Genomic DNA, 23,541 nt, shown 5'->3' on the forward strand with positions numbered 1-23,541 from the left:
TAAAGAATATGGTCATATTTTGCGACATAAATGACAATGCAGTCGGTGTTTTTGCATGGTATAAAGAGAGCCGTACATATCAGGGGAATTCATGTTTAAGCGACTTCATCAGCACAATTTTATTTTCCAGCGCGCCCAACGTGGCTTTGCGCTCGCCAGCGCGTGGCTCGCCGCGGCGTGGTTACTTGCGGCCTGTAGCCAGGACAGCGGCCAACCAAACCACCTACAACAAGTGCAAGCACGTGGCTATTTAACCGTGGGCACGCTAATGAACTCATCTGGTTATTTTTTACGTGAAGACGGCGAGGCTGGGTTCGAATTTGAATTGGCGCAACAACTTGCCAATGAACTTGGTGTCGAGTTATCGGTTGAGCCTCGCGTACACATTGAAGATCTATTTAACGACCTTGCCAATGGCGACATCGACTTTATTGCCGCGGGTTTGGATGTCACTACAAAACGGCGCAAAAGCATGCGCTTTACGCCTTATTACCATCAGGTTGATCAGCGCTTAGTCTACAAACAAGGCGCGCGCTCACGCCCACGTGACTGGCAGGAACTTGAAGGCGATCTTGTGGTAGTCGCAGGCAGTAGCCATGAAGAATACCTGTACGATATCGAGCGCGACTACCCCGAGCTGAATTGGCGCACCACACGGCTATACGATGCCGATGAGCTGTTAACCAAAGTGATTAACGAAGAAATTGCTTACACCATTGCCGACACCAATACCCTGGACGTTAAGCGCCGCGCATTCCCTGATTTAAGCGTTGCGTTTACGGTGCGTAACGACGCCCCACTGGCATGGGCATTTCCACAAAACGATGACGACTCGCTGTATGCCACCGCGATTGAATTTATTGGTCGTCAACATGACAGCGGCGAAATTATTAAGCTGGTTGATCGGTACTGGGGCCATGTGAAGCAATTTAATTATGTCGACACCCAACTGTTTATTCAGGCCGTCAATGACACGCTACCAGACTACATTGAGCTGTTTCAGCAGTACGCCGGTGAGCTTGACTGGCGCTTACTGGCAGCAGTTAGCTACCAGGAAAGTTTATGGGACCCTTGGGCACGCTCGCCGACTGGGGTGCGCGGCATGATGATGCTAACCCTGCCCACTGCCCGCTCGATGGGGGTGCGTAGTCGGCTGGATGCTGAGCAAAGTATTCGTGGCGGTGCGCGCTATTTAACCCGCTTGCGTGAACGTTTACCCGCGCGCATGACCGAGCCTGATCGCACTTGGTTTGCCCTTGCCGCCTATAACGTCGGCTTGGGTCATTTAAATGATGCGCGTGAAATTACCCGTCGCCAAGGCGGTGACCCAGACTATTGGGTCGACGTGCGCCAGCGCCTGCCGCTGTTGCGCCAAAAGCAACATTACCAGCACACTCGCTTTGGTTTTGCGCGCGGTGACGAGCCGGTTACCTACGTCGGTAATATTCGACGTTACTACGACACCTTGCGCTGGCTCGACGAACAAGGCCGCATACCCTATCCTGAACACTTAATGGTGGCAGAAGAGCCTGCAACCAATTCAGTAGAGATGCGTGTTGACGAGGTAGACGAATGAAACGAGCCAATGGTTTAGGGGGCAAGCGCCAGCGCTTTTTACCCAATGAGCGTCGTCGTCAAACCTGGCGTAAGCATCGCTTAACCTTGATTGACCGACGTTCCAAATGGTTTTACCAGCAAGGGTTTAATCTAAAATTAGAGCAGGAAGAGTCTGGCGATTAGTCGCTGGGCTGTATTTTTGCTGCTTGTTTAAGCGCTTTTTTAGCGGCTCGGCGCTGACGGAAGAAGTTCGATAATTGCGTGGCGCAAGCTTCAGCCATCACCCCGCCACATAGTTCGACTTGATGATTTAAACGTGGCTCTTGCAATAGATTAAACACACTGCCTGCGGCACCTGTTTTTGCATCATACGCCCCAAACACCACGCGTTTAACCCGACTATGCACCAGCATGCCAGCGCACATTGGGCACGGTTCTAAGGTCACATAGAGTGTAGTATCGAGGGTACGGTAGTTTTTTAGCCACGCTGCCGCTTCGCGCATCGCCACCATTTCAGCATGGGCTGAGGGGTCCGCATCCGTGATCATGCGGTTGTAGCCGCGGCCAATAATGTCACCTTGATACACCACCACAGCACCCACCGGCACTTCACCTAAAGCCTCGGCTTGGGCTGCTAACGCCAATGCTTGTTGCATCATACGCAGGTCTTCAGCGCTGATGTCCTGGTGAGAGGCTTCAGAGTGATTCTGGGGTTGTTGGTCGAGGTCTGCTGGCATGTTGGGTACCCTACGGCTAGTTCGAGGGCTAGTATAACGTATTCGTGGGCACAAAAGAAAAAGCCCGCATCCATTGCGGGCTGGTCCTTGATCTGTCCTTGCGCATCCCTAGTTGCGAGTCCTTCGCGGGGAGCTCTCCATGAGCTCAGGTCCTTGCAACCTTCCGTAGTAAATTCCCTTTGCCTCTATCCTGAGGCGTGTCCTTGCGTCACATCCATGTGCAACAATCCTTGTCACTACGATCAGATGTTTGCAAAGCCTAGGCCAACTTTTAAAAAATAATAAACAGATAAATATCAATAACTTAAAAATAACCGTCACTTACTATAGGTTTTGAACGTCGGCTTTAAGCATTCAACTGACGTCGATCGACGTCAGTTGAGAATAGTTAACTATGCTTATTATCATAGTCGAAGGTCATAAAAACGCTATACCAGACCCCAAAGGGTGTACAACACCACCGTACCCGCAGCGGCTAACAACGCGTAGGGTAACTGAGTGCGCACGTGGTCGATATGCTCGGTACCCGCTGCCAGAGACGCGAGTATCGTGGTATCGCTAATCGGCGAGGCGTGATCACCAAATATGCCGCCCGAAATCGCCGCTGCAATGAAAGGCGCAGGCGGTAAACCTAAGTTCAGCGCTAAAGGAATGGCTAAAGGCAGCATAATCGCGAACGTGCCCCAACTCGAACCAATCGCAAACGCAGTGAGTGCCGATAAGATAAAAATAATCGGCAGTAACAACCATAGCGGGAAGCTGTCATCAATTAAGCCAGTAATAAAGTCGGCGGTACCTAGGGCGCGCGTCATGTCACCCAGCACCATGGCAAGCCACAAAATAACGGCCAGCGGTAAAATTGCCCGTGCGCCGCGCAGTGCATGCTTGGTAATCTCGGACCATGGCAAGGCTTGGGTTTTACGGGTAAAGCCAAGAGCAATCACTAAAGCAACACTCACCGCCACCAGCACACTTGTAGTGCCAGCACCGCGTACGATATTGCCACCGCCAGTCACGGTCAGCATTACAGGCACCATCACTACCATGCTGACTAAGCTTGCCAACACCCCTTTGGCCGCCAAACTATCGTATTGAATAGCATCCAGTGGTGCTGCTTGCGCACGAATATTGTGAACACGCTGGCGAGCAGCCGCATCAGCTTGGCGCATCGGGCCAATGCTCCAGCCGGTCCATGCCACAAACAATGCCAACAAAATGGCCAAAATCGCGTAGAAGTTAAATAACAAAGATTGGGCAAACGTCGCTAGTGGGTTAGCGATGTCTTGAGCGCTAATTAAGCCTAAGTTAAACGCACCCCACGCATTCAGCGGGATCAAAATACAGATAGGCGCACAGGTGGAATCAATGATGTAGGCCAACTTTTCGCGCGACTCGCCCAAGCGATCATACAGTGGCCGCGACGTCGTGCCTGAAGTCATAATCGAGACGTTCGATTCGATAAACACGGCAATTCCGAGCAGCCAGGTAAATAGCCGCGCTTTACGCGGAGAGTCGCCCAATTGACGCTTTTCCAATGCGCGCACAAAGTGCTGGAAAGTGCCGCCACCCTCGAGCACACCAAACAGCGCGCCAATTATTAGCGTAAACGCCCAGATTTGAATATTGCCCAGATCAATCAACGCACTGCCAAGGGCAGTGATACTTGCAACAATGGCGGCCAGTAAATCCGGTGCGGTATAGAGGATATTTGCCAGAATAACCCCACCGAGCAGCGCCAGAATGACGCGCCGGGTGAGGATAGCAAATACAATCGCCAGCAACGAAGGTAACAGGCTCCACCAGCTACCTTCAGTCAGCATGGTAAGTCCTTCTTATTATTCCCACTCAATCGTGGCAGGCGGTTTGCCCGAGATGTCATAGACAACGCGTGAAATGCCACTGATTTCATTAATAATACGGTTAGAAACGCGTTCCAGCAAATCGTATGGCAAATGTGCCCAGCGTGCGGTCATAAAGTCGATGGTTTCGACAGCTCGCACTGCAATCACCCAATCGTACTTACGTGCGTCGCCCATGACGCCCACAGAGCGCACCGGTAAGAATACTGCAAACGCTTGGCTAACCTTGTCATACCAACCTGAATTGCGCAGCTCTTCGATAAAAATATGGTCGGCGCGGCGTAGCAAATCACAATATTCTTTGCGTACTTCGGCCAAGACACGAACCCCTAAACCTGGGCCCGGGAATGGGTGGCGGTACAGCATGTCATAAGGCAAGCCAAGCTCAAGGCCAATCTTGCGCACTTCGTCTTTAAACAATTCACGCAATGGCTCAACTAAGCTCAATGCCATGTCTTCTGGCAAGCCACCGACATTGTGGTGAGATTTAATCACATGTGCTTTACCCGTTTTTGAGCCCGCCGACTCAATCACGTCAGGGTAGATGGTGCCTTGGGCTAACCATTTCACGTTTTGGATTGCACTGGCTTGCTCGTCGAATACTTCAATGAACACGCGGCCAATGGTTTTGCGCTTTAACTCAGGGTCAGTAACACCGGCTAATTCACTCAAGAAGCGGTCTTCGGCATCGACGCGCACGATATTAAGGCCAAAGTGATCGCCAAACATTTCAATCACCTGATCGCCTTCATTCAGGCGCAATAAGCCGTTGTCAACAAATACACAGGTTAGCTGCGAGCCAATTGCACGGTGCAACAGCATCGCGGTGACTGACGAATCAACGCCGCCAGACAAGCCTAAAATCACTTTATCGCTGCCGACTTGCTCACGAATACGCTCAATCGCGTCATCAATAATGGTCGCAGGGGTCCAAAGGTTGTCACAGCCGCAGATGTCATTCACAAAGTGCTCTAACATGCGCAAACCCTGGCGCGTGTGGGTCACTTCCGGGTGAAATTGCATGCCGTAAAAATGACGTTGGGTGTCTGCCATGGCGGCATGCGGACACGTACGAGTGCGCGCGACCGTTTCAAAGCCAGGCGGGATTTCAATCACTTTATCACCATGGCTCATCCACACATCCAGCAATGGTTTACCGTCGGCACTGATGGCGTCTTCAATATTCTTGAATAAATCACTTTCTGCAACCCGCTCAATTTGTGCATAGCCAAATTCGCGCTCGTCAGAACCTTGTACCTTGCCGCCTAATTGCTCAGCCATAGTTTGCATGCCGTAACACACACCTAACACGGGTACGCCAGCTTCAAATACATACGCAGGGGCGCGTGGCGAACCTGGCTCTGGCACGCTCTCAGGGCCACCAGATAAGATAATCCCTTGCGGGTTAAAGGCTTTAATGTCCTCGGCATCGACGTCCCACGCCCATAGTTCGCAATACACGCCGATTTCACGGATGCGGCGTGCGATCAGCTGGGTGTACTGAGAACCAAAATCTAAAATCAGGATGCGGTGTTGATGAATATCTGTGGTCATGTGCTCTCTCGAATGTATTTCAATGTACGGCGAATGTATGGCAGGCAAGCCTGCCATAGTTTTAATCGGTTGTTACAGGCCTAGCCCATGCGGTAGTTCGGTGCTTCTTTGGTAATTTGCACGTCATGTACATGGGACTCACCCATACCGGCAGACGTTACGCGTACAAATTGAGGCTTAGTGCGCAAGGTTAAGATATCCGCTGAACCCGTCAGGCCCATGGCGGAACGTAAACCGCCCATTTGCTGGTGAATAATCGCGGCCATTGGGCCTTTATAAGCAACGCGCCCTTCAATCCCTTCAGGCACCAATTTTTCGGCTTGGTTACTGCTTTGGAAGTAGCGGTCAGACGAGCCGTGGCTTTGGTTCATTGCGCCTAAGCTGCCCATACCACGGTATGATTTATAATAACGGCCTTGGTACAGTTCAACTTCGCCTGGGGCTTCTTCGGTGCCCGCCAGCATGCTACCGACCATGACACAGCTTGCGCCAGCGACAATGGCTTTCGCGATATCGCCTGAAAAGCGAATGCCACCATCGGCAATCACTGGAATGTCCAAGTCTTTGAGTGCTTCAACGGCATCGGCAATGGCGGTGATTTGCGGCACGCCACAACCGGTGACAATCCGCGTGGTACAAATTGAGCCTGGGCCAATGCCTACTTTGACCGCATCAACACCGGCGTCTGCCAGCGCCAAAGCGCCCTCTTTGGTCGCTACGTTACCAGCAATCAATTGAATGTTCGGGAAGTTTTTACGTACCCAACGCACACGCTCCAGCACGCCTTCAGAGTGACCGTGGGAAGTATCAATCAAAATCACATCGACACCCACTTCCACCAAGGCAGCGACACGGTCTTCGGTGCCAGCGCCGACACCAACAGCAGCGCCTACACGCAAACGACCTTGCTCGTCTTTACACGCGTTCGGTTTGTTGGCTGCTTTTTCGAAGTCTTTTAAGGTGATCATGCCAACCAAGGCTTGGTTGTCGTCGGTAACTAGAATTTTCTCGATGCGGTGCTCGTGCATCAGCGCGAGGATTTCTTCGCTTGTGGCGTTTTGCTTCACCGTCACCAAGCGTGATTCCTGAGTCATCACATCAGCAACAGTTTTATGGCTATCGTCTTCAAAACGTGTGTCGCGGCCCGTTACGATACCGACTAAACGTTGTTTTTGTACTACTGGGAAGCCATGGAAGCCGTGTTCACGGGCTAAGGCTTTGACCTCTGCAATACTCATATCTGGGGTGACAGTGACCGGGTCTTTGACAATCCCGCTCTCGTACTTTTTCACTTTACGCACATGCGCGGCTTGTTCGCTGATGCTCATGTTCTTATGAATAAAGCCAATGCCACCTTCTTGCGCTAGCGCGATCGCTAAGTCCGCCTCGGTTACCGTGTCCATCGCAGACGACACCATCGGGATATTTAATTCAATTTTGCGCGTTAAACGCGTACGCAAATCGGCGGTGTGTGGTAATACTGTTGAGTGGGCTGGGACGAGCAATACGTCGTCAAAGGTAAGCGCTTCTTGAGCAATTCGTAGCATGGCAACATCTCTCTTTCGTAAGGTGGGAGCTGAATCAATGTTGCGGCGGTATTTTACTCATCTGTATAGCTCCAGTAAACTAGTTTTTTAATTTAGCACTGGCTTTTTAACCGAGGACACGGCGTGAACCATACTCCTAGCGACGATTTTTTTGCTCATTCAGGGCGTGCTAACACGCCTCAGCGCACTATTTTCAGCGTGTCAAAGCTGAATACATCGGTGCGACGCTTGCTGGAAAGTCATTTTGGCGACGTCTGGATAGTCGGCGAAATTTCAAACTTTTCCGCGCCGAGCTCTGGGCATTGGTATTTCACCCTCAAAGACGATAAAGCCCAGGTGCGCTGCGCAATGTTTCGCGGTGCCAACCAACGCGTGATGACCCAAGTCGGTAACGGCAAGCAAGTGCTGGTGCGTGCCAAAATTGGTTTGTACGAACCGCGCGGTGACTACCAGCTCATTGCAGAGCATATGGAAGACGCAGGTGTCGGTTTGCTGCAACAGCAGTTCGAACAGCTCAAGGCGCGCTTGCAGGCAGAAGGTTTATTTGACCCGCAACACAAAAAGCCGCTACCTCAGCCGGTACGGCGCATTGGTGTGGTGACGTCGGCCACTGGTGCAGCCCTACACGACGTGCTAGCGGTACTCAAACGCCGTGACCCCAGTGTTGAAGTGGTGGTCTACCCTGCCCAGGTACAAGGTGAACAGGCGCCAGCGCAGTTAATTAGCGCACTGAATATCGCCAACCAACGCCAGGAAGTGGATGTTATTTTGCTGACCCGCGGGGGTGGCTCGCTTGAAGACTTATGGTGTTTTAATGACGAAACCTTAGCCCGGGTGGTATTTACCAGCCGCTTACCCATTGTCAGTGCCGTCGGCCACGAAGTCGACTTTTCTATCTGTGATTTTGTGGCCGATGTGCGCGCCGCGACCCCGTCCGCCGCTGCAGAGTTATTAAGCCAGGACCGCTCGCATTTAAAAGCCCAGCAACAGCTGATGGCGCAGCGACTTTGGCGTGCGTGGCAACACCAACTGCGCGGTGCCAATCATCGTTTTGCGCTGATGCAACAGCGCCTGCAACCGCTGCACCCGCAACAGCAATTACAGCAACAAGGCCAACAACTGGATGATTTACAACGGCGGATGCAGCAAGGCATTAGCCGTATGCTGCAGCAGCTCCAGCAACGTGCGCACACCGGCCAAGAGCGCACCCGCGCAATTCAACCACAACGTATTGTACAACAGGCTAATCAGCAGTTAGCGCAGCAAACCCAGCGTGCCAACCGCGCGCTACAACTACAATTAAAACAAGCGCAGCAACGTTTTGGTAGTCAGGTGCAACTGTTGCAGATGGTGTCGCCGCTGAACACTTTAAGCCGGGGTTACAGCATTAGCCAAGACGCGCAAGGTCAGGTTATTAAGAACGTCAGCCAACTCAAGGTTGGCGACGTGCTTCACACGCGCATTGCTGAGGGTACGATTAAAAGTCAGGTAACCGCTTTAAAGTCGCACACAGAGAGCCATTCAACAGGCAACAAGTCAGCAGACAACAAGTAAACAGGCATAAAAAAAGCATGCTGCCGCATGCTTTTTTGTATCTGGTTTACGCACGGTTAGCCGTGATTACCATGTTGTTTGTCTGCTTGAGCGCTATCAGTGCTTTTATCAGCAACTGCCTGAGTGACCGTAGACGCGATCCGAATCGGACCTTCGTCACTGCCTGCCTGATGCAAATGCACATCCATTTGCGGGAACGGAATGCCGATGCCTTCTTCGTCCAGCGTCAGTTTAATTTTTTCCATCGTGTCCCAGTAAAACGGCCAGTAGTCTTCACTTTTCACCCAAGGGCGCACGATAAAGTTAACGGACGAATCCGCCAGCTCCGTGACTGACACGCGCGGTGCAGGTTCTTCCAGTACACGCTCATCTTCTTTCAACACCCGCATTAATACCTCTTTGGCTTTACGCAGGTCTGAGTTATAGCTCACACCAATCACCATATCGACACGGCGCGTCGGGTGCTCCGAGAAGTTTGTGATCGGACTTGAAGTAATCCGTGAATTCGGTACCACAACTTTTTTGCTGTCCGGCGTTTTTAGTACGGTAGTAAATAGCTCGATACCAATCACCGTACCCGCAATACCGCCAGCATCGACGTAATCGCCGGCTTTAAATGGACGATAAATCATGATCAGCACGCCGGAGGCAAAGTTCGCCAGTGAACCTTGCAATGACAGGCCAACTGCCAAACCCATCGCACCTAAAATCGCAATGAATGAGGTGGTTTGAATACCCACATGGGACAGCGCCATCATAATGGCAGCGGCCACCACTATGGCGCGCACGATACCGGCTAAGAAAGACACCACCGCGTTGTCGATTTTAGTTTTATCTAAGCGCTTGATAATTTGTCGGCTTAATATGCCCGATAAAATAAAACCGCCAATTAAAATCGCCAAACCAACGATAAAGCGCAGCGCGTATGCCACGATAAGCCCTTGGTTATCTTCCAGCCACAACCATAACTCGTTCATGTGTTATCCTTCTAAATATTGGGGAGTATCCCTAAGTTGATACTATCAGCTTAATGAAATACTTAGCTTATGCAACCATTCAGCGCATTTAACTTTCGATATGAAGCACTTAAGCGCATTCCCCGAAAACATTACCCGCAGACATGAGCCGGAAACATGACCCGAGTAGCTTAAAAGCGAACCTGAAAACGCTGAGGCCGCAGGCCTTGCTCAGGTAATAACGATACAATGTTGCGAATCGTGCGTGGCGCTTCGCTTGAAGGCTGAATCTGAAACTCACCTTGTGCACCCGCTAAACTTGCACGCATACTCGCAGTTAGACCCAAGGTATTGGGCCCAAGCTCGGCACTCAGCCAGCCATCTTCACAGCCAATGTTCGCACTCAACACACCCAAACTTTCCCAGTTTTGACCCACCTGGATGGCGCCACCAATCAGCTCGACCTGGCCACTCGCAGTGTCACAAATCGGTTGGCCTAAGGTGAACTGTGCCAATTCGATACGCACATCACCACGCAGTGGGAACGGGCTTGGCTCGGGGGCGTAGGCAGCTAAATCCACTAAGCGGGCTTCCACTTGCAGCTGCTCAACTTCGACTTGCTGGCGTGACAACAGCACGCGGGCATTGCCGACTGCGATGTTATCCAGATGATCTGCCAACTGAATATCAGCCGCCAGCTGGCCACGTAACAATGCCAACGGGCGTAACTGCCACTGCACATCGCGCAACAGCATATCGTCCACTAATAATGCGTCAATACTACCCTGCCAGATACTACCCTCGACACCACCAACCGCTACATTCGGGGGTAAGGGCGCAAACTGCAGCGCGAAGCGCGCTGGCAAACTCACGAGCAAGAACAGCAACCAAATCACCAGTGCTGCCACGCCTATTCCTAGATACTTCATGCGCCTCCCGCTCTAAGTTGTAAGCGCCGTACCCGCACCACGCCAGGTTCACCAGCTTCCGCAATATCAATCGCTTCAATTTGAATTTGACGCTCGTTCAGCAGCGCTAAGAAGCTTAGCAAAGCATCGAAGTCAGCCTCGTTGTACACCACTTGTAAGGCGTCGTTTTGCGGCTGCAAGCGCGTCACCTCAAGGTTGAACTGGCCACTGGTACGGCTAACGAAGCTGCTCAACTGCTCACTACTGACTGCCTGAGCTTGTGCCTGTTGCGGGCGATTGGTGCGTAACTGCTCAATTTGGCGTGTATTTTCAATCACAAAACGTAAGGTTTCCTGCTGCGCTGCCAACTGAGTTTCTGCACGTACTGTCGCGTCATTCAATGGCTGCCAAATGCCGTACCAGAAAATGGCGACCAGTAAGAGAACCGCCATCACACTCAACAACTGGCGCTCGCGCGGTTCGCGCTTTTGCCACCATTGGGTGCCTTTGGCCTGATATTGTTTAACTTGTTGCGTTAACTGTGCACGCATTAGCTTCCCCCTCGCACCACTAAGGTGCCAGCAATTCGGCCAGCACGACTATTTAACTGCCCTTGCTCGACGGCAAGTTCCTGTTCTGTAGCTAATTCCCGAAAGCGCTCAAAGGTCACAAAGTCCGCGGCGGTGGCTTGAATACGCAGCTCATTGCGGTTGGCGTCAAACTGCATCAAGGTAATATCCAGTTCGGTGCCCGCAAAGGCTGGCGTCAATTGGCTTAGCAGCGCCAGCACCTGACTCGATTCACCACCCCCCTGTAAGCGCGCTAAGTGTTGATTTAATTGGGCGCGTACATTCACCACCCGGCTTTCGTTGGGGAAGGTATCGCGATACCTTTGCTCGATTTGTGCCCGCACCTGAGCTTGCTGCTGGTTGAGTTGCCAGATATATAAACCTTTGTCGATAAACAGCAAAGCCACCAATGCGGCGGCTGCAACCGCTGGCCAGCGCCACACGCCGAGGGTTGCTTTACGTTGCCGCTTTTTCGCAAATTCACCTTGCAGTAAATTAATGCTTTGACCTGCGGTCACCGCACGAGCTAACAACAATAAATGTGCGGTGTCATGTTCAGCTTGATCGACAGTACTGAGCTCTGCTGGTGCTTGTGGCCACTGTACGTCACCAAAGCAACGAATGCGCTGAGGTGGCGTTAACGCGTCACTAAACAGCCCAGCCAATTCGGCAAATAGGGTTTGCTCAATACTAAAACCGCGCCAGGCACTGTGGCGCACTACCACTTCATCCGCAATTCGCATCGCGGTCCATTCATCGGGAGCCTGTGGCAAGATAAATAAATCAGGGATTAAGGCGTTGTAACTAACACCTGCGTCATCCAACCAGCTTTGCCATGCTTGTAGTTGCTTCTTTGCCACCACGGCAACCGGAAGCCCTGCAGGCTCGCCACCTTTGGGCGTGCGCCACGCGTCGGCTTGCCACGCAAAGTGCAGCTCTTGAATGTCCTGGGCTAAGTCTTCTTCCAGCGCGTAGGGCACTACTTGCGCCAAGTGGCGCTTCGAACCGGGGGGTAAATCTAACTGGTGAAAACCAATTTCAGCACTACTGACCAAAACCGTCACTTTGGCATCGCGGCTCAACGCCGCTAACTCGCCCAGCTGACTGGCCTGCTCCACGTGCCCTTGTGCAACAATCTCACCGCGCTCATGCTGCGCTTCGCCACTTTGCCACAACACCCATGGAACCTGGCTGTGGGCATGGCCTGGCAGCCTTATAATTAATTGTTTAGTCATTCCAATCGTATCCTCTGCGTGAACGATGTAACACACGTGTCTCATCGCCCCGCGCTTGCACTATCGACACGGCAAAAAACTCAGCGTTGCCAAACTGCACCGCAGCGCGTAATTCAAAAAACTCACTCTCAACGGTCAGGCTTTCGGCACCGCGAGCTTGCTCATCGCCTTCAGGCACTAAACCTTGTAATTCAGCCAACGCCAAAATCTCGTCCACACTGTCATAGCCACCTTGGGGCCAGCTGGTCAGCATATCGCGCGCCTGATCGACACTCAATTCACCGAGAAACATAGCGCTGAGTAACTCAGGGCGCTCGGGGTCCATGGTGTTGATATTAAGCGCTAAATCCGAGCGCTGTGGGATCACACACACATGCGGGCGCAGACGCTCAAACACCTCTTGGGTGTAGCCGACCACCTGGCGTAACTCGCTGACATGGCTCATCATGCTATTCGCAGCTTGATAAGGCCGCGGCAGCGATTCATAGTCAGCATCTTCCGCACCATATGAATTGATTAACACCGTATCATCGTCCAACCAATCCAATAACGTGGCGGATAATTGCTGGCTGGTAAAATCATCAAATTCCAGCGCAGTCAGTAATGCCTGATACTGCTCAAGGGCCAAACCGGCGGTCGCCACCGGCGTTTCTTCTGTCCCCGGATACAGCGCATTCAGGTTAAAGCACGCATGTAAATCACGCACTCGCCCGCCGATTAAGCCATTGTCAACGGGGAACGGCCCTTGCTGCGTGGCCCAGTTCTGGTCGCGATTGGCGTAGCCATCGTTCTCAAGCTCGGTGGTGAGTACCTGGCGCACCAGCGCTTCTGCACTTAACCAATACCAATAGGCATTTTCTGACATTTCCATGGCTTGGGCGCGATCTACCTGACCTTTTAAGCGCCCACTCATGCTCACTGCAATAACCGCCACAATGGCAACCACCAGCAGCACAGTAATGAGCGCAACGCCGCGCTGGCGATTTGCAACGTAAGGCCTCATAACGCGCCCTCACCGCTAGTCAACAACCAACGTTCGATTTCACCGTATTCTTCGGTGACTAAGGTCACAATCACCACCTCGGGCAATGCATCGCGTACATTCCATTCAAATAGCTCTTCGCCTTGGTGAATAAAGCGTACGCGAAAATCTTCTACGCCAGTCAACAAGTCCTGCACATGCGGCTGTCCGCTTACATCGTCAACAAAGTCACTACTCACCCGCTGCAACACATTGTCACGCACGCGATACAACACAGGCTGAAGCATCGATCTTGGCAACATGGCACCGGGGTTGCTCCACCCAGCGCGCACAAAACCTAAACCATCGGTGTCGCTGTCGGTCATCCGGCTGCCTGATAACACATAAATATTGCGCGCTTCACTTGGTTGCGCGCGCAGCGGGCGCGCAACCATTTGGCGCACATCGCGCTCTAGCATCAGCAATGCATATTGAGTTTGCTGCAATTGCTCACGGCGCTCGTAAGAGCGCTCATCGCTGACTAACATCTGGTTCAGTACAAAGGCGCTGGCAAGGCCGATCAATGCAAAAATCAGCATAGCTAACAGCAGCTCGACTAAGGTAAAACCTTGCTGTTGCGATGTCATCGGCGCATCTGAGCTCATGGGCGCCCCACGAAGCCAACAAGCCGCGCACTCTCCGCGCCGTCTTCTTCATCGCTGACAATAATAGTGACTTCACGCAAACCGTCGGTCACCGTTTCCACCACTTGTTGGCGCCAATACCAGGTTTGCTCAGCCATCTGCATTTGCCCACTGGCACCATTTTGCGGCGGCCAGGTATCACTGCTATGCACCTGCGCCATACGGTTCGACGCCACCATAGTGGCAAACGCACGCGCTTCAATCATGGTAATGCTGCGTAAGTGCTCACTCGCGACCGAGAGCGCTGCTAAAGCGGCAAGGCTGAATATACTCAGCGCCAGCATGACTTCAATTAAGGTGAACCCTCGCGTGTGTGAGCGGTGACTCATCGTAGCGCGTCCTCAACCAAAGTTAGATGTAAACCATCCCGTCCATCCAGGCCAAAAAAATCGCCAGTAAATGGGTCACGGATTGCTAATTGAAAGGGCACGAAATCACTGCTTTCAAACACTAACAAACGCGGCACGACCATTTCGTCCTCGTCGCGATTGCCGTTACGCTCGCGCTCCGGGCGAAATACGGCGCTGCGGTCGCCATCGATAATATTGTCTAATAACGCAAAGTTGCCCGGCTGCAGCTCTAATGTCAGTTGCTCAAAGTCGACACGGTGCAACGGCGGCTCGACCATTTCCTGCCATTGGTTGTCTTGCCAGCGATAAAACGCATAATGACGTTCCTGCACATCGACACCAATCACCCAGTTGCGGATAAGCGCCATCTGCCGTGCATGCTCAAGCTTTTCTTTAAACACCACAGTGGCAGTCTGTACATCGCTATCGCGCTGAGGCGCTGTGACATTGACCACCACAGCCCCTGCAATTAACGCAAGAATAAACGCCACAATAATAATTTCGAGCAAGGTAAAGCCGCGCATCTGCCGTTGCTGCATGGACATCATGGCTATACCTCGTGATTCGGCTTATTGAAACTGATCTAAGTTCCAGTTGCCGATGTCGTCATCGGTACCTGGCTGACCGTCAGGGCCGTACGAAAAAATATCAATCCGACCGTGTTCGCCTGGGCTGAGTAACTGGTATTGATTACCCCATGGGTCGGTAGGTAAGCGACGAATGTAACCGCCCTCACGATAGCGGCGTGGAACTGGGTCAATGCGTGGCTCGTACACCAGCGCTTCAATGCCTTGTTCCGTGGTCGGGTACACGCCGTTGTCCAGACGGTACATATCCAGCGCATTTTCCAGCGCAACGATGTCAGTAATCACTTTCTGGCGCTCGCCGTCGTCGCGGCTCCCCATCACGTTAGGCACCACCAGGCTGGCGAGAATACCTAAAATCACCAGTACTACCATCAATTCGAGTAGTGAGAAGCCTTGTTGTTTGGCCGGCATTTTTGTCAACATAATTACAATCCTACTTGTTGGTTAAGTGCCAATATGGGTTGAATAATGGCAAGTACAATAAATAACACCACGCCCGCCATCGTAACGATGAGCGCAGGTTCAAAGATTTTTAAGCTTACATTTACCAGGTTTGAAAATTCATTGTCTTGGTTGTCCGCACAGCGTTTGAGCATTTGCTCCAGTTCACCGGATTTTTCACCTGACGCTATCATATGCAGCATCATTGGCGGAAACAACTTACTGTCCGCCAGTGACGCACGCAGGCTGGTGCCTTCACGTACCCGATCACAGGCTTGCTCAACCACTTCACGCATGCGCAAGTTGCTCATCACGGACGCAGTAATTTTTAAGCTGTCGAGTAATGGCACCGCGGAGGCGGTCAGAATACTCAGCGTTCGCGCGAACCGCGCGGTGTTCACACCACGTATAATGCGCCCGAAAAACGGTAAATACAGCATTTTGCGGTGCACTTTATAGCGAAACGCGGGCTTGTTTAGCGCCGCCTTAAACAGCGTAATGGCGGCTATTATCGCAATCACTAAATACACGCCATACCCGCGCACAAAGTCACTGATCGCAATCAAAAACTCGGTCACTGCTGGTAACTGTTGGCCTTGATCCGCAAACTGATCGACAATTTCCGGCACCACCGAGGCCAATAAGAACGCAATTACCGCAATCGCCACTACGGTTAGCACACCAGGGTATACCGATGCTTGCTGAATTTGACTGCGAGTTTGCTGACGTTGTTCCGTATAATCGGCCAACCGTTCCAGCACTTCGTCCAAGTGACCGGACTTTTCGCCCGCTGCGACCATGGCGCAATACAGGTCATCAAATACTTGGGGAAAATCGCGCATGCCCTCGGCTAAGGTATAGCCTTCGACGACTTTACTGCGCACCGACATCAGCATCTTTTGCAAACGCGGCTTCTCGGTTTGCTCGGAAACCGCCAACAAACACTGCTCAAGGGGCAAGCCTGACGCCACCAGGGTAGCGATTTGTCGCGACATCAACGCAAGGTCACTGACACTGACGCGGCCCTGAAACAGGCGTCGTTTCGGCGTAGCGCCTTTGTCTGACGCCCCCGCTTCACTCACGGTCAGCGGAATTAAGCCTTTTTCGCGCAATTGCTGTCGAATCTGGCGCTCAGTATCTGCCTCTAATACGCCTTTCTTACGCCGTCCTTTGGCGTCCATGGCTTGGTATTCAAATGCCGCCATGCTTAATCCTCCCGCGTCACCCGCAGTACTTCTTCAAGACTGGTAATACCCGCGAGTATTTTGTCGCGCCCGTCCTGGCGAATACTTGGGAACCGCGTACGTGCATACTTTTCAATTTCTTGCTCGCCGTGGCCAAGGTGAATATGTCCGCGAATGGTTTCATCCACCACCAGCATTTCGTGAATGCCAGTCCGACCACGGTAGCCTGAATAATTACAGCTCGGACACCCTTTGGCGCGGTAAATGGTTGGCTGTGCTGCATCCTCGGGCAATAACAGTAGCTCACGTTCTTCGGCAGACGGCTCATGCGGTTCACGACAATCCGGGCATAGGGTACGCACCAGTCGCTGTGACAACACTGCAAGTAAACTTGAGGACAACAAGAAAGGCTCGATGCCCATATCTTCTAGGCGGGTAATCGCACCGGATGCGGTATTGGTGTGTAACGTGGATAATACCAAGTGTCCGGTTAAACTGGCTTGCACGCCAATTTGAGCGGTTTCAGCGTCGCGTATTTCCCCCACCATCACCACGTCTGGGTCTTGGCGCAAAATAGCGCGCAAACCACGTGCAAAGGTCATGTCGACACGTGGGTTCACCTGAGTTTGTCCAATGCCTTCAATCGCATATTCAATCGGGTCTTCAACGGTTAAAATGTTGCGATCTTTGGAATTAATCTCACTCAAGCCTGCGTACAAGGTGGTACTTTTACCAGAACCTGTCGGCCCGGTAACCAAAATAATACCGTGGGGCTTGTGAATCAGTTCGGCAAATATTTTGCGGTTCGCAAGGGTCATACCCAATTGTGCCAACTGCAAGCGCGCATTGTTCTTATCTAATAAGCGCAACACCACGCGCTCACCGTGGTTTGATGGCATGGTCGACACCCGCACATCCACCGCGCGCCCGGCAATCAAAAGTGAAATCCGGCCATCCTGAGGTAAGCGCTTTTCGGCAATATCGAGTTGCGCCATGACTTTAATCCGCGAAACCAGCAAAGACGCAAGCTTGCGGTTGGGGCGTAAAATTTCACGCAACACGCCATCGATTCGAAAGCGGATCAGCAAATCTTTTTCGAAGGTTTCAATATGAATATCCGACGCGCCTTCTTTAATCGCCTCACTGAGCATCGCATTAATCAGCTTGATAATCGGCGCGTCGTCTTCACTTTCGAGCAAATCTTCGGTTTGGGGTAGCTCATCGGCAAGCGAAAATAAGTTCACCTCATTACCGATGTCTTCCATCAACTGTTTGGCTTCTGACGAATCACGTTGATACGCCCGTGTAAGTAATGCGTCAAACTCGGCTTCGTCGTGCTGCTCTACCCGATACGCGCGGCCGACCAAGCGTCGCACTTCATGCAGCGCATGCGGGCTGACCGTTGGCCGACAATGGACCACGAGCTGATCGTCAGCTTGCATTAACACCACACCGTTGCGTTTGGCAAAAGCAAACGGCAAACGCGTGAATACTGGCATACCTGCATCGCTCATCGCCTACTCCTCGTCGTTACGTTCTGGCGGCTCGGCCTGAATCTCGTCACGATCTAAATAGTGCTCAAAGCCTGGTGGTAGCATTTTATGCTCAGCCCACTCTGGTAATACCGGAATCCGTGAATTCTGGCGCAGCGACAAACCACGTTCACGCTGTTCTAACTGCTGTGCACGAATATAGCTGTACTTGCGGCTGCTAAGCTCGTCCATACGAATGTCGTCACGGATAATCGTCGGGCGAATAAATACCATCAGGTTACGCTTGCGCGTGGTCACACTGGTGGACTTAAACAAATGCCCTAAAATCGGGATATCCCCGAGAATTGGTACTTTTGACAAGCTTTCTTGCACGTCTTCGTCAATTAAGCCGCCTAATACAATGGTTTCACCGTCACGCGCCAACACTGTGGTGCTCAGTTCACGTTTGTTGATGGTGATATCAACACTGGTGGCACCGGCTAAGCTTGATACTTCTTGTTCGATGACCATTTGCACCGAATCACCTTCGTTAATTTGCGGCGTGACCCGTAAGCGAATACCAATTTCGCGACGTTCAACGGTTTGGAATGGGTTTTCGTTGTTTGAACCCGCCGTTGAACCAGTCAAAGTCGGAACATCCTGACCCACCAGGAAGTTGGCTTCCTGGTTGTCCAACGTGGTAATGCTTGGCGCCGACAAGATATTCGAGTTGGTATTGGTAGACACCGCCTGCAAAATAGCGCCCCAACCGTCCTGCACGGTGCCTAAAATCAGGCCGTTGGCTTGGCTGAGTAACTGCGCCGCTAAACTGTAATCACCGCGACGCTCTGGCTCGCTGGTAACAATGGTCTGGCCCGTATTCGGGTCGGTACGCTCAAAGGTTGAGCCCGGTTGGCTACGTGCAGCTTCGGCGGCAATACCAATTTGCCCTAACGGTACTAAGTTACCATTGTTATGCTGCATTAAACCGAAGTCTTCACTTAGCCACTGAATACCAAAGTTAAGACCGTCACCTTCAAATACTTCAACAATAATGGCTTCAACCAAGACTTGAGCACGGCGAATATCGAGTTGGCGAACTACGTCTTCAATCGCGCGGATCATCGACGGCTGAGCAGTTACCACCAGCGCATTGGTGCTTTCATGGGCTTGAATACTGACCTGATTACCCATACGCGGGCGTTGTGATGACGCTGCGGTGCGCTGTTGCTGGCTGCTGCCGCTAGCACCCTGTGGCGACGCTTGACGCTCTTCTTCTGCCAACATGGTGTCGGTCATACCGCGCAATACTTCGACCATTTCATCCGCTTTGGCGTAACGCAAATAAAACACCCGGGTGTTGCCGGTGGTTTCAAGTTCAGAGTCAAGTTCACGGATCAAACGTACAACGCGTTCGCGCACTCTTGGCTCGCCGCTAATCAGTACACTGTTAGTGCGCTCATCAGCGACAATCCGCGGCACTAACAATTCAGGCGTGTTACCGGCACTTTGGGGAATAAATATCGCGCTGGCGATACGCACCATTTCCGCCGCCGACGCATGGCGCAGTTCAATGCGCTCAACGTCCTGGTTACCGGCGCGGTCGACCCGCTCAATCACTTCGACTAAACGGTTCACAACCGCAGCTCGACCCGTGATCATAATCACGTTAGACGGATCGTAACTGACTACGTTACCGCCACCTGACTGGTCATTCAAACCCCGTAACAAAGGCGCAAGTTCACGCACCGATACGTTCTGCACCGCCACTACGCGGGTGATCATCGTAGCACCGGTTTGGCTGGCGTCATCCACCACGGGTAATGCCGTGTTACGCGCATCACGGTCACGAATCACGCGCAAGGTGCCGTTGTCGGACTCAACCACTGCATAGCCATAAACTTCCAGCACATCGAGGAAGAATTGGTAATATTGCTGACGGTTCAGCACATCATAGCTGCGCACATTGATACGCCCGCGTACTTCGGGGTGTACCACGATAGTCTTTTCTAAATTACGACTCACCGTTTGAATGAATTCGGTGATTTCCGTGTTATTAAAAGACGCTGAAAACTCGCCTGCATCGCTACTTTGAGCGGCCTGAGTTTGCTGGGCACTTTGCAAAGCAACGGCGACTGGCGTCATCGCCATGCCGGCCATTAACAGCGCGCTTCCGATCGTTGTTGTTATAAGTTTTGATGCTGACATACGCATGTAAATACCTGTAAGCGCTAAGGAACCTGGAGTTCCAGGTCGATAATTTGATCTCCACGCCGCACTTGCACTATGGCACGCGACGCGTCTTGTAATTCATTGATAGCCGCGAGGGCTTCGGCGTTGTCGGTCAGGTCGTAGCCGTTAATCGACAAGGCCACGTCACCGGTCTGCAAGCCGAGCGCATTGAATAGCGCAACGTTGTCACGCGGCTGCAAGCGATAGCCTGTAATTTGTTGACCGTTGCGTTCGGGGCTAATATTGATAATTTGCAAAATGGCCGATGGGTCTTCACGCACCGCCGCAACCGCTTGCTGCACTTCGGGGTCGGCGTCAACTTGAACGCGCACAGAGCTACCAGGCAGCGGTGCCACGGCTCGATCATTGCTCGGCGAACGCGTGCGCCCTGTGGTGCTCGCTTGGTTGCTATTTGGGGCTGAGACCCGCAGCTGAGCTTCGGAGCCATCGCGCCCTTCCATGTAAAGCACTTCGCGGCGGCCGCCGTTATCGAGTAATACCCGGTCCGGTAAAATTTGTTCGACCGTTGCGCGGCTATTGTTGATTCGTTCACCGATAATGTAAGTTTGCTGGGTGCCTGATTGTTCGATGATGGCTGCTGAGCGTTCGGGTTGCGCACTAGCGACTAAGCCAACTAAACGTACATTCAACGTGGTTTCTGGCGCATCAATACTGGCTTGGGTGGGTTCAGGGGCGCTACGGTCGCCGAAAATATTTAAGTTTTGCAGTGCACTGACATTGGTGCTCACCACTGCTGCACGCGATGCTTGCTGGGGGGCCACAATTAAGGTGTCAGCTGGGGTCAATACACGCCACGTCAACTGCGCCAACCACCACAAGGCTATCAACACAAGCAATACGCTAAGCACTGTGGCAATGGTTCGCTGGCGGCCGGGGGTTAGCTGAGCCTGAAATTTGGTCTGAATTAACTGCACATTATTATCGCCGTTGGGGTATTTATTATTATTAAATACGGTGCTGAACAAAAAACTTGAATCCAACCGTTGCGGCCATTCTAGCCTGCGAGGTGAAACGATAGCAACAAATAGTCAACAGCACCGTCTCACAAACACTATATGTTACAATATAACTACGACAAAGGGTCTGATTCCGTTTCATTACGATGGTTAAAAATGCTATGAGTTCCGACAAAAACACACAAAGTTCCGCAGTGCGCTTGGATAAATGGCTGTGGGCCGCGCGCTTTTTCAAAACGCGAGGCCTGGCGCGCGAAGCAATTCAGGCAGGTAAAGTCAGTTACAACGGGCAACGCAGCAAGCCGGCCAAAGCGGTTGAGGTGAATGCCACCTTGGTCATTCCGCGTGGCACTGACCGCATGGAAGTCGTCGTACTTGCGCTGTCAGAACAACGTAAAGGCGCTCCGGAAGCACAGCTACTCTACCGTGAAACTGAGCAAAGCATGGCCAAACGGGAACAAAATGCTGCAGCACGTAAAGCCAATGCATTGTATAATCCCAACCCCCAAGGCCGACCTGACAAAAAGCAGCGTCGGGACCTGATTAAATTCAAGCATCAGTAGAGGTTTTCGTGCAATCAGCTGACAGTTTAATTCGTTACACATTCGCCAACGTACCAGTGCGCGGTGAACTCGTACAACTTGAACAAAGCTACCAAGGCTTAGTTGAGGGTCATCATTACCCCAAATTAGTGCGCCACTTATTGGGCGAATTAATGGCTGTTACCAGTTTACTAAGCGCGACGCTGAAGTTTGATGGCCACATTAATTTACAGATCCAAGGTAACGGCAAGCTCAACTTCGCCACCGTGAACGGCAGTCAGCAGCAACAACTACGCGGGGTTGCGCGGCTTACCAGTGACGTTAATGATAGCGACAGTTTTGCGAGCTTAGTGGGCGATAAAGCCTATTTAATTATTACCTTGAGCCCTGAGGATAAAGAACGTTATCAAGGTATGGTCGAAGTCAAAGCGACAGACGGTAGCTTGAGCCAAGTCATTGAGCGCTACTTTACTCAGTCTGAGCAGCTGCGCACACGCGTTTGGCTGCATGCGAATGACCAGCAAGTGGCGGGCATGTTGCTGCAAGCGTTGCCAGGCGAAGACGACCCTGCCCACGGCTTTGACCACTTAGCGACCTTGACTGAGACTATCACCGCAGATGAATTATTTAATTTAGAAGCGAATGTTGTCCTACACCGTTTGTACCACGAAGACGACGTACTGGTATATGATCCGATGGCGGTGGCATTCTTCTGTGGCTGTTCACGGGAACGCAGTATGAATGCGTTATATAGCGTGCCGGTGGACGAACTGCGGGACATTATTCAAAGCGACGGCGAAATTAAACTGACCTGCGATTACTGCCTGACTGAATACCGCTACGACGAATCTGACTTAGGTGCGTTGCAGGGGCATAGCAACGAGCAACTTCAGTAGCCGCTCGGCTGCGATCACAAAAAAGGCGTGCTAAGCACGCCTTTTTGCATGTATTGCCAGGGTTTAGAAGTGGTAAGCCACACCCACGCGATAACCGTCTAAGTCGCTATCAACATAACGATAGCCAACATCGATGCTAAATTGTGGTTGTACAAAGAAGCGCGCTTCAACACCATAACTGGTTTCATTCAATCCAGAACCAGCGAAATTACGCTGCACGTCTGCACCAAGCTCAACCATTTGATGCAGTCGTGAACGCACGCCGACATTGGCGTAGCTGAAGTGCCCGCTGTCATTTAGCAGGCCTAAACCCGTTACGCGGTCATAACCAGTACCAACCGAACCCGTAATTGCTGTAGTTTCATGCACAAAATGCGCGTAACCAAAGCCAACCGTACCAATTAAGTTATTAATGTCATAACGGCTCAGGCGCTGTAAATCGGCTTCCATAAATAAGTTATTGCCCAACGCGTAATTTGCGTTGATGCTGAAACCATCGAAATCTGTGCCATCTAAGTCATACTCAACGAAATCTGCACTGACAAAATTAAATGAAGGCTGCTCCGCTGCCATTGCAGATGTGGTTGATAATGCGAAACCTGCTAGTGCTAACGATACTAATGTCTTTTTCATAGGACTACTCTCTCTATCAGATGTATGACATTGACAGCTTACTAGCCGCCAACTGCCAATAGTAATAGTACCCATTATCCCTATTT

The 23,541-nt window shown here is 51.8% G+C and carries 23 protein-coding genes; 5 read left to right on the forward strand and 18 right to left on the reverse strand.

The annotated features are described in order from the left end of the window. Positions 1–91 precede the first annotated feature (91 nt). Together mltF and CWE07_RS14300 are read left to right on the forward strand one after the other, a co-directional pair. Positions 92–1,576, forward strand: coding sequence for a membrane-bound lytic murein transglycosylase MltF (gene mltF, locus CWE07_RS04940; RefSeq protein WP_111568485.1), 1,485 nt, complete (start codon positions 92–94; stop codon positions 1,574–1,576). After that, on the forward strand, positions 1,573–1,740 hold the full coding sequence (locus tag CWE07_RS14300; RefSeq protein WP_157983222.1) for a hypothetical protein: 168 nt from the start codon (positions 1,573–1,575) through the stop codon (positions 1,738–1,740). The genes mltF and CWE07_RS14300 overlap by 4 nt, the downstream gene beginning before the upstream one ends. Here the strand turns inward: CWE07_RS14300 and tadA are convergent. The 4 genes from tadA to guaB form a co-directional block, all read right to left on the reverse strand. Beyond that, a complete protein-coding gene (gene tadA, locus CWE07_RS04945; RefSeq protein WP_111568484.1) occupies positions 1,737–2,294 on the reverse strand; it encodes a tRNA adenosine(34) deaminase TadA in 558 nt (185 codons plus the stop codon). The two genes, CWE07_RS14300 and tadA, sit on opposite strands and share 4 nt — an antisense overlap. Positions 2,295–2,722: 428 nt before the next feature. Further along, positions 2,723–4,114, reverse strand: a complete 1,392-nt coding sequence (locus tag CWE07_RS04950; RefSeq protein WP_111568483.1) for a Na+/H+ antiporter NhaC family protein — start codon at positions 4,112–4,114, stop codon at positions 2,723–2,725. Positions 4,115–4,129: 15 nt separating this feature from the next. Beyond that, positions 4,130–5,707 carry a glutamine-hydrolyzing GMP synthase gene (gene guaA, locus CWE07_RS04955; RefSeq protein WP_111568482.1) on the reverse strand — a complete coding sequence of 526 codons (1,578 nt, stop codon included), beginning with the start codon at positions 5,705–5,707 and terminating at the stop codon, positions 4,130–4,132. Between the two features lie 80 nt (positions 5,708–5,787). Further along, a complete protein-coding gene (guaB, locus tag CWE07_RS04960; RefSeq protein ID WP_111568481.1) occupies positions 5,788–7,254 on the reverse strand; it encodes an IMP dehydrogenase in 1,467 nt (488 codons plus the stop codon). Positions 7,255–7,377: 123 nt separating this feature from the next. On the opposite strand from guaB, the gene xseA reads away from it, so the two are divergent. Further along, on the forward strand, positions 7,378–8,808 hold the full coding sequence (xseA, locus tag CWE07_RS04965; protein ID WP_198679882.1) for an exodeoxyribonuclease VII large subunit: 1,431 nt from the start codon (positions 7,378–7,380) through the stop codon (positions 8,806–8,808). Between the two features lie 56 nt (positions 8,809–8,864). On the opposite strand, the gene CWE07_RS04970 is transcribed toward xseA, so the two are convergent. The 13 genes from CWE07_RS04970 to gspC form a co-directional block, all read right to left on the reverse strand. Beyond that, positions 8,865–9,785 carry a mechanosensitive ion channel family protein gene (locus tag CWE07_RS04970; RefSeq protein ID WP_111568480.1) on the reverse strand — a complete coding sequence of 307 codons (921 nt, stop codon included), beginning with the start codon at positions 9,783–9,785 and terminating at the stop codon, positions 8,865–8,867. Between the two features lie 170 nt (positions 9,786–9,955). Beyond that, a complete protein-coding gene (locus CWE07_RS04975) occupies positions 9,956–10,693 on the reverse strand; it encodes a type II secretion system protein N (RefSeq protein WP_111568479.1) in 738 nt (245 codons plus the stop codon). Next, complete coding sequence (gspM, locus tag CWE07_RS04980) at positions 10,690–11,223, reverse strand: type II secretion system protein GspM (protein ID WP_111568478.1); 534 nt, start codon at positions 11,221–11,223, stop codon at positions 10,690–10,692. The genes CWE07_RS04975 and gspM overlap by 4 nt, the downstream gene beginning before the upstream one ends. Then, complete coding sequence (gene gspL / locus CWE07_RS04985) at positions 11,223–12,476, reverse strand: type II secretion system protein GspL (protein WP_157983223.1); 1,254 nt, start codon at positions 12,474–12,476, stop codon at positions 11,223–11,225. Before gspL ends, gspM begins: the two co-directional genes overlap by 1 nt. After that, positions 12,469–13,479, reverse strand: a complete 1,011-nt coding sequence (gene gspK, locus CWE07_RS04990; protein WP_111568476.1) for a type II secretion system minor pseudopilin GspK — start codon at positions 13,477–13,479, stop codon at positions 12,469–12,471. Before gspK ends, gspL begins: the two co-directional genes overlap by 8 nt. After that, positions 13,476–14,102 carry a type II secretion system minor pseudopilin GspJ gene (gene gspJ / locus CWE07_RS04995; protein ID WP_241974067.1) on the reverse strand — a complete coding sequence of 209 codons (627 nt, stop codon included), beginning with the start codon at positions 14,100–14,102 and terminating at the stop codon, positions 13,476–13,478. Before gspJ ends, gspK begins: the two co-directional genes overlap by 4 nt. Further along, entirely contained in the window at positions 14,099–14,470 is a 372-nt protein-coding gene (gene gspI, locus CWE07_RS05000; RefSeq protein ID WP_111568475.1) for a type II secretion system minor pseudopilin GspI, read from the reverse strand. The genes gspJ and gspI overlap by 4 nt, the downstream gene beginning before the upstream one ends. After that, on the reverse strand, positions 14,467–15,039 hold the full coding sequence (locus CWE07_RS05005; RefSeq protein WP_111568474.1) for a pilus assembly FimT family protein: 573 nt from the start codon (positions 15,037–15,039) through the stop codon (positions 14,467–14,469). Before CWE07_RS05005 ends, gspI begins: the two co-directional genes overlap by 4 nt. A 21-nt stretch (positions 15,040–15,060) precedes the next feature. Continuing rightward, positions 15,061–15,501, reverse strand: a complete 441-nt coding sequence (gene gspG, locus CWE07_RS05010; protein ID WP_275541006.1) for a type II secretion system major pseudopilin GspG — start codon at positions 15,499–15,501, stop codon at positions 15,061–15,063. Positions 15,502–15,503: 2 nt separating this feature from the next. Continuing rightward, positions 15,504–16,724 (reverse strand): type II secretion system inner membrane protein GspF, encoded by a 1,221-nt coding sequence (gspF, locus tag CWE07_RS05015; protein WP_111568473.1) that lies wholly within the window; start codon positions 16,722–16,724, stop codon positions 15,504–15,506. A 2-nt stretch (positions 16,725–16,726) separates the two neighbouring features. Beyond that, a complete protein-coding gene (gene gspE / locus CWE07_RS05020) occupies positions 16,727–18,217 on the reverse strand; it encodes a type II secretion system ATPase GspE (RefSeq protein WP_111568472.1) in 1,491 nt (496 codons plus the stop codon). 3 nt (positions 18,218–18,220) lie between these two features. Then, positions 18,221–20,383 carry a type II secretion system secretin GspD gene (gene gspD, locus CWE07_RS05025; protein ID WP_420836538.1) on the reverse strand — a complete coding sequence of 721 codons (2,163 nt, stop codon included), beginning with the start codon at positions 20,381–20,383 and terminating at the stop codon, positions 18,221–18,223. Between the two features lie 23 nt (positions 20,384–20,406). Next, on the reverse strand, positions 20,407–21,342 hold the full coding sequence (gene gspC, locus CWE07_RS05030) for a type II secretion system protein GspC (RefSeq protein WP_157983224.1): 936 nt from the start codon (positions 21,340–21,342) through the stop codon (positions 20,407–20,409). A gap of 203 nt (positions 21,343–21,545) precedes the next feature. On the opposite strand from gspC, the gene hslR reads away from it, so the two are divergent. Both hslR and hslO read left to right on the forward strand, forming a co-directional pair. After that, positions 21,546–21,947 carry a ribosome-associated heat shock protein Hsp15 gene (hslR, locus tag CWE07_RS05035; protein ID WP_220084685.1) on the forward strand — a complete coding sequence of 134 codons (402 nt, stop codon included), beginning with the start codon at positions 21,546–21,548 and terminating at the stop codon, positions 21,945–21,947. A gap of 8 nt (positions 21,948–21,955) precedes the next feature. Beyond that, positions 21,956–22,822, forward strand: a complete 867-nt coding sequence (gene hslO / locus CWE07_RS05040) for an Hsp33 family molecular chaperone HslO (protein WP_111568468.1) — start codon at positions 21,956–21,958, stop codon at positions 22,820–22,822. Positions 22,823–22,885: 63 nt separating this feature from the next. Here the strand turns inward: hslO and CWE07_RS05045 are convergent, their stop codons facing one another. Beyond that, the gene (locus CWE07_RS05045) at positions 22,886–23,455 is read right to left on the reverse strand and encodes a hypothetical protein (RefSeq protein WP_111568467.1); all 570 of its coding nucleotides are present in this window, start codon (positions 23,453–23,455) and stop codon (positions 22,886–22,888) included. Positions 23,456–23,541: the final 86 nt, after the last annotated feature.

Origin of the sequence: Aliidiomarina maris (assembly GCF_003987335.1) — a bacterium.
Taxonomy (GTDB): domain Bacteria; phylum Pseudomonadota; class Gammaproteobacteria; order Enterobacterales; family Alteromonadaceae; genus Aliidiomarina; species Aliidiomarina maris.